The 11,834-nt window shown below is 56.0% G+C and carries 8 protein-coding genes and 2 pseudogenes; all 10 read left to right on the top strand.

Annotated elements, in window-relative coordinates:
• Window positions 1-300: 300 nt before the first annotated feature.
• The 10 genes and pseudogenes from HMPREF2894_RS05845 to HMPREF2894_RS05810 all read left to right on the top strand — a co-directional run bounded on the left by HMPREF2894_RS05845 (window position 301) and on the right by HMPREF2894_RS05810 (window position 11,757).
• Window positions 301-1,437, top strand: coding sequence for a tetratricopeptide repeat protein (locus HMPREF2894_RS05845; protein ID WP_049353036.1), 1,137 nt, complete (start codon window positions 301-303; stop codon window positions 1,435-1,437).
• Window positions 1,438-1,625: 188 nt separating this feature from the next.
• Complete coding sequence (locus HMPREF2894_RS05840) at window positions 1,626-2,663, top strand: HAD-IIA family hydrolase (RefSeq protein ID WP_049353035.1); 1,038 nt, start codon at window positions 1,626-1,628, stop codon at window positions 2,661-2,663.
• Window positions 2,656-2,823 (top strand): hypothetical protein, encoded by a 168-nt coding sequence (locus tag HMPREF2894_RS05835; protein ID WP_049353034.1) that lies wholly within the window; start codon window positions 2,656-2,658, stop codon window positions 2,821-2,823. Before HMPREF2894_RS05840 ends, HMPREF2894_RS05835 begins: the two co-directional genes overlap by 8 nt.
• A gap of 95 nt (window positions 2,824-2,918) precedes the next feature.
• Window positions 2,919-3,647 carry a TlyA family RNA methyltransferase gene (locus HMPREF2894_RS05830; RefSeq protein WP_049353033.1) on the top strand — a complete coding sequence of 243 codons (729 nt, stop codon included), beginning with the start codon at window positions 2,919-2,921 and terminating at the stop codon, window positions 3,645-3,647.
• Window positions 3,648-3,863: 216 nt separating this feature from the next.
• Window positions 3,864-4,183: pseudogene (gene merR, locus HMPREF2894_RS08940) on the top strand (Hg(II)-responsive transcriptional regulator); the annotation flags it as partial.
• Between the two features lie 35 nt (window positions 4,184-4,218).
• Window positions 4,219-5,858 (top strand): annotated as a pseudogene (gene merA / locus HMPREF2894_RS08935) (mercury(II) reductase).
• Between the two features lie 298 nt (window positions 5,859-6,156).
• Window positions 6,157-7,164: an NAD kinase gene (locus tag HMPREF2894_RS05825; protein ID WP_141752166.1), complete on the top strand. Its 1,008-nt coding sequence runs from the start codon at window positions 6,157-6,159 to the stop codon at window positions 7,162-7,164.
• 19 nt (window positions 7,165-7,183) lie between these two features.
• On the top strand, window positions 7,184-8,902 hold the full coding sequence (gene recN / locus HMPREF2894_RS05820) for a DNA repair protein RecN (protein ID WP_005506652.1): 1,719 nt from the start codon (window positions 7,184-7,186) through the stop codon (window positions 8,900-8,902).
• 340 nt (window positions 8,903-9,242) lie between these two features.
• Window positions 9,243-10,937 (top strand): CTP synthase, encoded by a 1,695-nt coding sequence (locus tag HMPREF2894_RS05815; protein WP_049350388.1) that lies wholly within the window; start codon window positions 9,243-9,245, stop codon window positions 10,935-10,937.
• Window positions 10,938-11,082: 145 nt separating this feature from the next.
• On the top strand, window positions 11,083-11,757 hold the full coding sequence (locus tag HMPREF2894_RS05810) for an NUDIX domain-containing protein (RefSeq protein WP_049353031.1): 675 nt from the start codon (window positions 11,083-11,085) through the stop codon (window positions 11,755-11,757).
• Window positions 11,758-11,834: the final 77 nt, after the last annotated feature.

Below are 11,834 nucleotides of genomic sequence, written 5' to 3'. Positions count from 1 at the left end.
TACTGCACTTTTGTGGGTGTGGGAGAGTAGGTTATTGCCGCTTTATTATTCAATAGCCCCGGCTTCGCCGGGGCTATTTTTGTTTGGGGAGGTCGTTAGGCCTCCCCATTTGTCTTTAACATCCCATCAGTACGGGTGCACGGAAGGTGCTCTCTATACTAGAATGGTATGGCTTATGTTTAGGCATTAGCGGGTGTATCTAAAGCACCCCTCATAGAGTTGATGCCTCAGGCAGCGGTTCGCCCGAATCGACTGCATACCCTACCCGCCCACACTGGCGGATACCTCCCAAGGAGATTCATGTCTGAGACCCCCCGTCACGAGTCTAACGGCTCCGGCCCCCGCCAGCACCGCAAGAACAGCGGAGGAAAGGACTTCCGCTCCAAGAAGGGCGGCAAGAACTTTGGCGGCAAGGGCGGTTTCAAGCGTAACGACCGCGGAGGCAAGAAGTTCGACGGCCGTCGCTCCGACTCCCGTTCCAAGGCACCTCGCTCCAACGGTCCCGAGGCTGAAGCACCTCGTGAAGAAGTACGCAGCATCGGTGGTCGTGCAGGCTACCGCCCCGCAAAGCCCAAGGCACCGGAAATTGATGACGACATCACCGGTCGCGAGCTGGACGGCGCGACCTTCCGTCAGCTGCGCGCCCTGGAACCTCGCAACGCAGAAACCGTCGCAAAGCACCTCGCCATGGCTGGTCGCTACCTCGACATCGACCCCGAATTCGCGCTGGAACACGCCGTTGCAGCATCCCGCAGTGCAGGCCGTATTGCCGCAGTACGTGAAGCCGTTGGCGTCGCCGCATACGTTGCAGAAGACTTCGAACTGGCACTGCGCGAACTGCGCACCCACCGCCGTATTAGCGGCTCCGTAGATCACCTGGCACTGCTGGTGGACTGCGAACGTGCACTCGGCCGTCTGCCCAAGGCAATGGAAATGATTGCAGAATTCAAGAAGGAAGAACTGCCCGCCAACGTGCGCGTAGAGCTCGCCATCGTTGAATCCGGCATCCTCAGTGATCAGGGCAAGAAGTCTGAAGCTGTCGTAGCGCTGCAGATTCCTCAGCTGAACCCCAAGCGTGCCTTCGAGTACAGCCCCCGTCTGTTCAGCGCATACTCCGACGCGCTGGCTAACGCAGGCCGTAACCAGGAAGCAGAACGCTGGGCACGCCTCGCATTCATGGCAGAAGCAGCACTGGGCCAGGGCAACTTCGCAGAACCCGAAATCTTCGACATGTTCGGTGAAGCAGGCCTCTTCGAACAGGAAGAGAAGTCCGTAGAACTCACTGAAACCGCAGAAGACGCTGAAGGGACCGCGGATGCTTCCGCTGAAGAGGAAGCAAACGAAGCTCAGGAAGAAGTAGCTGAGGACGAGAAGACCGAAGCGCCTAAGTCTGATGCGCCTAAGTCTGAAGAAGCAGAAGAAACCTCCGCAGAATAAGACTGCAGAGAATCTAAGAATTCTAAATACGTGACCTAAGTGTCAGCGTGAAACCGCTGGACGCCACACCCAAGCAGGGGAGAGCGTCCAGCGGTTTCGCACATAATCACCGGAAGGCACCTACGTATGAGTGTCTAACAGGTACGATTAATAGCGACAACCGCCAGAGCCCCCGAGAGGAACACTCTATGACCACGAACGCACTCCTATCCCGCTACGATGCCCTCCTCTCCGATCTGGACGGCGTGGTCTACGCGGGTCCCTTCGCCATCGAAGGCGCACCCGAAGCGCTCAACCGTGCCGAAGAAGAACTCAATGTACCGGTCATCTTCGTCACCAACAACGCATCGCGCTCCGTAGAATCCGTAGCAGAGCACCTGCGCGAACTGGGCGTGCACACCCGAGCAGAACGAGTCGTCAGCTCCGCACAGGCAGGCGCCGCACTGCTCGCACAGCACGTACCCGCAGGCTCCAAAGTACTCATCACCGGCACCGAAGCACTCGCCGACTGCGTTCGTGCGGTAGGCCTCGAAACCGTACGCAAGGAAGAAGAAGGCCCCGTAGCCCTCATCCAGGGCTTCAACCCGAAGATGGGTTGGGAAGACCTCGCAGAAGCCGCCTACACCCTCGCAAACCCCGATGTGCTGTGGATCGCAACCAACACCGACCAGACCATCCCCAAGGAGCGCGGTCAGGCGCCCGGCAACGGAACTCTCGTTGCTGCCGTAGCAACCGCCTCACGCCGTACCCCGCTCGTTGCGGGCAAGCCCGAAGCGCCCATCTTCCACACTGCAGCAAAGGCCGTGAACTCCAGCCGCCCCGTCATTGTGGGCGACCGCCTGGACACCGACATTCTCGGTGCCAACAACGCAAAGATGGACGGTGCCCTCGTCCTCACCGGCGTACAGACCTACCAGGACGTCATCGAGGCAGTACCGAATCAGCGTCCGACCTATATTCTGCGCACCCTCGAGGACTTCTTCGCACCCTACCCCGAAATTGAGGTGCTCTACGAAGGCTACGAAGTCACCGCAACCGGCCCCACCTGGCAGGCACGAGTCCGCGGTGAAAACCTGAGCCTGACCGGCCCCGAGGTTGAAGACGCCGAAGCATTCGCAGGCAGCGAGAGTGAAGCCGAAGCATGGCGCGTAGCCTGCGCAGCATGGTGGGCAGCAAACCCCGAGCAGGCAGCACGCCCCAACATTCAGGGGAATCCCGGTGCCTAAGGACCAGGACACTAACAACAAAGCGGAGGAAACCGCTGAGCTTGACGCAGAATTCGAGCGCCAACTCGCGGTGACCCTCGCCATGGACCCTGTAGAGCGCGTCAAGCGCCTCGAAACGATGAGCGAGCAACTGGAAAAGGACCTCGAAAACCTCTCCTAGCTCGCGGCGGTGAACCCTCAGACAGCAAAGCTCTGAGGGTTCACCTGCACTAGATAACCCGTCGCCAGACAACGACAGAAAGAAGATAAGGACACGTGCGCCTCGATAAATACCTGGTCGAAGCCGGATTCGTGAGCTCCCGAACCCTCGCCGCAAAGCTTATTGCCGCCGGGGACGTGCAGGTCAACGGCAAGGCCGCGCGCAAGGCATCTATGATCGTGGGCCCGGAGGACACCCTCTACGTGCGCCAGAGCGAGCTGACTGAATACGTCAGCCGCGCAGGTCACAAGCTCGCCGGTGCCCTCGATGCATTCCCCGATATCGAGGTGGAAGGCAAACGTTGCCTGGACGCGGGAGCATCCACCGGAGGCTTTACCGACGTACTGCTTCGCCGAGGCGCCGCCCATGTGGCTGCCGTGGACGTGGGACACGGACAGCTTGTAGACGCGCTACGTGAAGAACCGCGAGTTGGCGTGTACGAAGGACTCAACGTCCGCTACATGAAGCCCGAAGATATTGGCGGGCAGGTCGAACTGACGGTTTCTGACCTCTCGTTCATCTCGCTGACCCTGGTTATGGAGGCGCTAGCGAACGCCACCGAAACCGGCGGCGACCTGGTGCTCATGGTCAAGCCGCAGTTCGAGGTCGGCAAGCACCGCATCGGACGTGGGGGAGTGGTGCACGAAGAATCCGCCCGCCGTGAAGCAGTAGAAAAAGTTCAGGCATCTGCGGTCAGCCACGGATTGCGTGTGATGGGTATGGAACCCAGCCCGCTCCCCGGACAGGACGGCAACGTAGAGTACTTCCTATGGTGCAAAAAATAAAGGTCTTCGGAATATATAGTGGAATTACTTTCTTAATAGTTTAAAAACAACTGGTGTTTAAATCGGATTTTCTGGTGGGATGTTAGGATAATCAATAGTATTATATAAAAGTATCAATCACATACGAGTGATACTTTGGGAAAAAAATAAAATAGTCCAATTTACTTGACCGTGTACTATGGTACATGGTTTATAATATTCAGGGGGTGAAATAAGATGATTTATCGCATTAGTGAGTTTGCAGATAAATGTGGAGTTAATAAAGAAACGATCAGATATTACGAGCGAAAAAATTTATTACAAGAACCTCACCGAACGGAAGCTGGTTATCGGATATATTCATATGATGACGTTAAGCGTGTTGGGTTTATTAAACGAATACAGGAACTTGGTTTCTCTTTAAGCGAGATTTATAAATTACTTGGTGTTGTAGATAAAGATGAAGTTCGTTGTTAAGATATGTTCGAATTTGTTTCTAAAAACAAAAGGAAGTGCAAAAACAAATAGAGGATTTAAAACGAGTTGAAACTATGTTATAGTAGAAACATTAACAAACGAAAGGAGCTTTTTTATGAATAAATTTAAGGTAAACATTTCAGGAATGACTTGTACGGGTTGTGAAAAACACGTAGAATCAGCACTTGAAAAGATAGGTGCTAAAAATATTGAGTCTAGTTATCGTCGTGGTGAAGCAGTATTTGAACTGCCCGATGATATTGAGGTTGAAAGTGCAATAAAGGCGATTGATGAAGCAAATTACCAAGCCGGAGAAATTGAAGAAGTATCATCACTAGAAAACGTGGCGTTAATTAATGAAGACAATTATGACCTTCTTATTATTGGTTCTGGTGCTGCTGCCTTTTCTTCGGCAATTAAAGCTATAGAATACGGTGCAAAAGTTGGAATGATTGAGCGTGGAATGGTTGGGGGAACCTGTGTGAATATTGGCTGTGTTCCGTCAAAAACTCTTCTTAGGGCAGGGGAAATCAATCATTTATCAAAAGACAATCCGTTTATAGGTTTACAAACATCCGCTGGAGAAGTGGATTTAGCTAGTTTAATCACGCAAAAGGATAAATTGGTGAGCGAACTTCGGAATCAAAAATATATGGATTTAATTGATGAATATAATTTTGATTTAATTAAAGGTGAAGCAAAATTCGTTGATGCTAGTACGGTTGAGGTCAATGGGACAAAGTTATCTGCAAAACGCTTTTTAATTGCAACAGGTGCATCGCCTTCGTTGCCCCAAATTTCAGGACTTGAAAAATGGACTATTTAACTAGTACAACACTTCTTGAGTTAAAGAAAATACCAAAACGATTAACTGTAATTGGTTCAGGATACATTGGAATGGAGCTTGGACAACTATTTCATCATTTAGGTTCAGAAATAACGCTTATGCAAAGAAGTGAGCGACTTTTAAAGGAGTATGATCCTGAGATTTCAGAGTCAGTTGAAAAAGCGTTAATTGAACAGGGTATAAACCTTGTCAAAGGGGCAACTTTTGAGCGTGTTGAACAAAGTGGAGAGATAAAAAGGGTTTACGTAACAGTAAATGGCAGTAGAGAAGTCATTGAATCAGATCAGTTACTTGTTGCCACTGGAAGAAAACCAAATACAGAATCATTAAACTTACATGCAGCAGGCGTTGAAGTTGGTTCCCGTGGTGAAATTGTCATTGATGATTATCTTAAAACGACCAATTCCCGAATTTATTCAGCTGGAGATGTCACTCTCGGTCCCCAATTTGTTTATGTAGCTGCTTATGAAGGTGGACTTGCTGCTCGTAATGCAATCGGAGGACTAAATCAAAAGGTCAATTTAGAAGTGGTTCCAGGCGTTACGTTTACTTCTCCATCGATTGCAACGGTTGGTTTAACGGAGCAACAGGCAAAAGAAAAAGGATATGAAGTGAAAACATCGGTATTGCCGTTGGATGCTGTTCCAAGAGCGCTCGTTAATCGGGAAACAACAGGTGTTTTCAAATTAGTGGCAGACGCGAAAACATTGAAAGTGTTAGGGGCGCATGTAGTGGCAGAAAACGCAGGAGACGTAATTTATGCAGCAACATTAGCTGTGAAATTCGGTTTAACTGTTGGAGATCTGAGAGAAACGATGTGTCCATATCTAACAATGGCAGAAGGATTGAAGCTGGCTGTCCTAACTTTTGACAAAGATGTTTCGAAATTATCTTGCTGTGCAGGCTAAGGGAACTTTTTTACAACTCCCTATTCAACGGTGTCGAAAGTAAATATAGTGCCGAAAATAAATAGTGCTAAGGCAGTCTGAGAAAAACCGCTCGGTAACGCAGGACGCGTTGAGGGCGGGGCTTTCTCAGGCTGCCGCGCTATTCGCAGGTATTTTTACAGGTATTTTAGAGATACCCCAGCTGTACATTATTCGAAATAATTTTCTAAAAATATAGCTATTTAGAAAATCTTCGAGAACATATTCGGTATGATAGGTGTAGATACACCATCTCAACACCCGATGGGAGAGAGTCGTTATGGCAGAACACGAAAGCCACGCACCGCAGGAAGCAACCGCGCAGGTAGCTACCGCAGGTGCGCGTCATGGTTCCGAAGACTCGGTGGAACAACGTCACCGTAAGATTCTCGTCTTCGCCCACGTGGGGCGCAAAGAAGCACGAGATGCCGCCCGACAGGCATGCACCCAGCTCTACGAAGCGGGACTCGCACCCGTCATGACTCGCTCCGATCTGGAGACCCTGAGTGAAAACTGGGACGAGCCCGTCCCCGTGCAGGTCGTCCACGAATCCGTGGCGCTCATCGATATTGAACTCGGCGTGGTGCTCGGTGGTGACGGTTCGATTCTTCGCGCCGCAGAAATGGTGCGCCGAACCAGTGTTCCGCTCATCGGTGTGAACCTGGGGCACGTCGGCTTCCTCGCCGAATCCGAAGAGAGCGACCTGACCGAAACCGTTCGCTGCATCGTCAACAACGAATACACCGTTGAAGAACGCATGGCAATCGACGTGGAAGTCTGGAACGACGGCAAGCGCGTGCACAGCGACTGGGCGCTGAACGAAGCTAGCGTCGAAAAGGGCAACCGCGAAAAAATGATTGAAGTCATTATTGAGGTGGACTGCCGCCCGCTCAGCAGCTTCGGCTGCGACGGCGTGGTCATGGGAACCCCCACCGGCTCGACCGCCTACGCTTTCTCCGGCGGCGGCCCGGTCGTCTGGCCCGAAGTTGAAGCAATTCTCATGGTGCCGCTCTCGGCTCACGCGCTCTTCGCGCGCCCGCTGGTAGCAGCGCCGACCTCCACCCTGGCGGTAGAAATGATGCCCGGAAACGGTGCCTCCGGCGTGCTCTGGTGCGATGGCCGCCGAACCGTAGAGCTGGACCCCGGCTCCCGTATTGAGGTGCGACGCTCCGAAAAGTCGGTGCTGCTCGCCCGTATCCACCCGGCTCCCTTCTCTGAGCGACTGGTGCGTAAATTTGAGCTTCCGATCCGTGGCTGGCGTGGCCCGCAGGACACCGAGAAGCACTAAAGAAAAGGAATGAACGTTCGTGATTGAGGAAATCCATATTCGAGACCTCGGCATCATCACCGATGCGAGGCTCCCCCTCGAACCCGGATTCTCCGTGCTGACCGGTGAAACCGGCGCAGGTAAAACCATGGTCGTCACCGCCCTCGGTATGCTCCTGGGCGCCCGATCCGACGCCTCCAGCGTGCGCAATGGCGCCAAGAGCGCCCTTGCCGAAGCAGTGATTCGCCTGCCCCACGGGCACCGCGCCCTCGAGCTTGCCGAAGAAGCCGGCGGCACCGCCGAAGACATCGACGAACAGACCTCCGAGCTGCTTCTGGCACGCACCGTCAACGCCTCGGGACGCTCCCGCGCCCACGTCGGCGGTTGCTCCGCACCCATCGGAACCCTGTCTCAGATTGGTCAGACTCTTGTTGCAGTGCACGGTCAGTCCGATCAGCTGCGCCTCAAATCAGCGGCGGAGCAGCGCCAGTCCCTCGACCTGTACGCCGGTGAAGAGCTCGCCAACCTGCTTGAGAAGTACCGCGAAAACTACGAGCGATACCGTGCCGCCGCCGCAGAGCTGAAGGAAGTGCGCGAAAACTCTCGCGCACGAGCTCTCGAAGCGCAGACCCTGCAGGGCGCCCTCGAAGAAATCAGTGCCGTCAACCCGCAGGCTGGGGAAGAAGAAGAGCTCAAAGCCGAAATGGTGAAGCTCATGAACGTTGAAGCGCTACGCATTGCGTCGGCAACCGCCTCCGCAGCGCTCAGCGGTAGCGAATACTCCACCGGCGACGAGCAGAGCGTCATGAGCCTGCTCGATGCAAGCCGCTCCGCGCTACAGGCGCAGGCAGACGCTGACGAAGAACTTGCCTCCCTCGCCGCGCGCGTCAACGAACTGTTGATTCTTGCCACCGATATCTCCTCGGATCTTTCCTCCTACATGGCCTCCCTGGATGTTGAAGGCCCTGAACGTCTGGCGCAGGTGCAGACTCGCCGCGCCCAGCTGGCGACCCTCACCCGCAAGTACGGTGCCGACATCGCCGAGGTTCTCGAATGGGCCGAAGAATCACGCGCACGCCTCGAGACCCTGGTGGATGACCCGCAGCGACAGGAAACCCTGGAAACCGAGCTGGTACAGCTACGCAAGGTGCTTGGCGCCCAGGCAGAAGAGCTGACCGCCCTGCGCCGTGCCGCCGCGCAGAAACTGGCGGACGCCGTCAGCGAAGAGCTCACTGCTCTTGCCATGCCGAACGCCTCCCTGGTCGTGGAAGTTGCCGAAGCCGAAAAGTTCTCGGTGCACGGCCGAGACACCGTGACCTTCATGCTGGCGCCGCATCGAACCGCCGTGCCGCGCCCGCTCGGTAAGGGCGCCTCCGGCGGCGAGCTCTCCCGAGTGATGCTCGCCCTGGAGGTAGTGCTTGCCGAAGTGGACCCCGTACCCACCTTCATCTTCGACGAGGTGGACTCCGGCGTGGGCGGTAAGGCCGCTATCGAAATCGGTCGCCGCCTCGCCATGCTCGCCCGACACGTGCAGGTTCTGGTGGTCACCCACCTGCCGCAGGTCGCAGCCTTCGCGGACCAGCACATCCTCGTGCTGAAAAACGATGACGCGTCCCTCTCAAAGGTCAAGGTACTTTCCGAAGAGGAACGCGTGGTGGAACTGGCGCGAATGCTTTCCGGACACGATCAATCAGAATCGGCGCGAGAGCACGCCCGAGAGCTGCTTGCCGCCGGTCGAGAAGTGCCGCAGGGGCGCTGAAACCGGCGGCAAACCGGCAGGGAAAAGCATGAAGAAAGTGCTGGCAAAAGCGCCGAAAGGCGGCATCTTTCGCACTAAAGACCATCAAAGGGGCAGAAGTGCGCGAGCGTGCCTCGGAAAGTTGTCGGTACAGCCCGTGCCGGTGACCAATAGCGGCGCATGGAGCCCAGAGGATGTGAGATACTCTGTGAATGCTCCTACACCTGCTTCTACACGGCGCGGCGGGAATAATAAATCCCCAGCTCCGTTTACAGTGGTGATAAGGACAAATAGGGGAGGGAAAGCCGCCTGAGAGAATCCTCTCGCGGCAAAACCCTCTGCTTGGATAGCAGACAAGAAAATGGTAGGCTTGAATTCCGTGGTGAATGAAAAAAATAACGCTCTGAACGCGTCCTCTAACGACAAGGTAACCCGCCAGATTTTCGTGACCGGCGGCGTTGCATCTTCTCTCGGTAAGGGCCTGTCGGCCTCTTCCCTCGGTCAGCTTCTTCGCGCACGTGGCCTCTCTGTGACCATGCAGAAGTTCGACCCCTACCTGAACGTCGACCCCGGTACGATGAACCCCTTCCAGCACGGTGAAGTCTTTGTCACCGATGACGGTGCTGAAACCGACCTCGACATCGGACACTACGAGCGCTTCCTGGACGAAAACCTCGACCAGTCTGCTAACGTGACCACCGGCCAGGTCTACTCCTCCGTCATCGCAAAGGAACGCCGCGGCGAATACCTCGGCGACACCGTCCAGGTCATCCCTCACATTACCGACGAAATCAAGGCCCGCATGCGTCACGCAGCGGAAATTGACAACGCACCCGACATCATCATCACCGAAATCGGTGGTACCGTCGGCGATATCGAGTCGCTGCCCTTCATGGAGGCAGCACGCCAGGTACGCCGCGATGTGGGCCGCAAGAACGTCTTCTTCCTGCACGTCTCCCTGGTGCCCTTCATCGGCCCCTCCGGCGAGCTCAAGACCAAGCCGACCCAGCACTCCGTCGCAGCACTGCGCGGCCTGGGCATCCAGCCTGACGGTCTGATCCTGCGATGTGAGCGTGAGGTCCCCGTATCGCACCGTACCAAGATTGGTAACGCATGCGACGTGGACAGCGACGCAGTCATCTCCTGCGCCGACGCACCCAGCATCTACGACATCCCCAAGACCCTGCACAGCCAGAAGCTCGACGACTACATCCTCGACTACTTCGGCATTGAGGCTCCCGCACCGGACTTCACCCAGTGGGACCGCCTGCTCGACGCAGTGCACCGCCCCGCAGCAGAGGTCAACGTTGGCCTGGTCGGTAAGTACATCGACCTGCCCGACGCATACCTGTCTGTCTCCGAGGCTCTGCGCGCCGGCGGCTTCGCAAACAACGTGAAGGTCAACATCAAGTGGGTTGCAGCCGACCTGTGCGCAACCGACGAAGATGCAGACCACCAGCTGCGCAACATGGACGCAATCCTCGTGCCCGGCGGCTTCGGCATCCGCGGCCTGGACGGCAAGATCGGTGCCCTCAAGTACGCACGCGAGCACAAGCTCCCGACCCTGGGCATCTGCCTCGGCCTGCAGTCCATGGTCATCGAGTACGCACGCAACGTACTGGGTCTGACCGAAGCATCCTCCACCGAGTTCGATCCGGAAACCTCCGTACCGGTCATCGCAACCATCGAAGAGCAGAAGCAGTTCGTCGAAGGTGCAGGCGACCTGGGCGGCACCATGCGCCTGGGCCTGTACGAGGCAAACCTTGTTCCCGGCTCTCAGGTTGCTAAGGCATACGGCGCGACCGAGGTTGCAGAGCGTCACCGCCACCGCTACGAGGTGAACAACGAGTACCGCGAGCAGCTTGAAGAAGCAGGCCTGCGTATCTCCGGTACCTCCCCGGACTCCTCGCTGGTCGAGTACGTGGAACTGCCCGCAGAGGCACACCCCTACTACGTGGCAACTCAGGCACACCCCGAGTACCGCTCGCGTCCGACCCGCCCGCACCCGCTCTTCTCCGGCCTGATTAAGGCTGCTCTGGAGCGCCGCGGCGCCTAACATCTAGGCACAAACGTTCAGCATCCCGCTCACCCCGCGCAGGGGAGGGTGGGATGCTTTCGTTTAAACCTGAACATGCCTTATTCCGTGCCCGTACCTGACGCGCCAAACGTAGCGGGGCTAAGAAGCCGCCTACAATGAAAGAATGAGCAACAACCAGCAGATTATTGATGCACCCTCCGAACGCACCATCCGCACCCGCACCGTGAAATACAGCGGCTACGTGATTGAAACGACCGTTGAAGAGTACGAACTCAACGAAAACACCGTGCTGACCCGCGACGTCGTGGAAATGCCCGGCGCCGTCGCCGTGGCGGTCCTCAACGACAACAACGAACTGCTGATGCTTAACCAGTACCGCCACCCGGTGCGCATGAATCTCTGGGAAGTACCCGCCGGACTGCTCGACATCGACGGTGAAGACCCCCTGGTCGCCGCGCAGCGCGAACTCGCCGAAGAGGCAGACCTGCAGGCAGAAACCTGGAACGCACTGAGCGACTACTTCAGCAGCCCCGGCGCAACCAGCGAAGCAGGCCGCGTCTACCTGGCACGTAACCTCTCGGAACTGCCCGCCGAAGAACGCAGCGAACGCACCGACGAAGAAGCAGAAATGACCTACCGCTGGGTGCCCCTCGCCGAGGCAGCACAGCTGGTACTGGGCGGAAAGGTTCACAACGCGCTCGCTATCCAGGCGGTACTCGCCACCTACGCGGCCGCACAGAACAACTTTGAAGGCCTGCGCCCCGCCGAGGGCGGCTGGGAGTTCCACCCCTACATGGGACAGCGCCGCGAAAAGCCGGAGAACTTCCGCAACCACTAAGAACGGAACGTAGGGGGAGTAGCCTCGCCTACGGCAAACCTAAATATCAACAGACCCAAGCATCAAGAGGCCCAAAT

Origin of the sequence: Rothia sp. HMSC066G02 (genome assembly GCF_001813145.1) — a bacterium.
In the GTDB taxonomy this organism is placed as follows: Bacteria; Actinomycetota; Actinomycetes; order Actinomycetales; family Micrococcaceae; genus Rothia.
Note: the sequence above shows the minus strand (reverse complement) of the source record. Positions and strands in the feature narration are given on the sequence as shown.

What these genes read in the sequence shown, in the direction of transcription:
- HMPREF2894_RS05845 (WP_049353036.1), top strand. Translation starts at nt 301, where the DNA reads ATGTCTGAGACCCCCCGTCACGAGTCTAACGGCTCCGGCCCCCGCCAG.
- HMPREF2894_RS05815 (WP_049350388.1), top strand. Translation starts at nt 9,243, where the DNA reads ATGGTAGGCTTGAATTCCGTGGTGAATGAAAAAAATAACGCTCTGAAC.
- HMPREF2894_RS05840 (WP_049353035.1), top strand. Translation starts at nt 1,626, where the DNA reads ATGACCACGAACGCACTCCTATCCCGCTACGATGCCCTCCTCTCCGAT.
- HMPREF2894_RS05825 (WP_141752166.1), top strand. Translation starts at nt 6,157, where the DNA reads ATGGCAGAACACGAAAGCCACGCACCGCAGGAAGCAACCGCGCAGGTA.
- HMPREF2894_RS05810 (WP_049353031.1), top strand. Translation starts at nt 11,083, where the DNA reads ATGAGCAACAACCAGCAGATTATTGATGCACCCTCCGAACGCACCATC.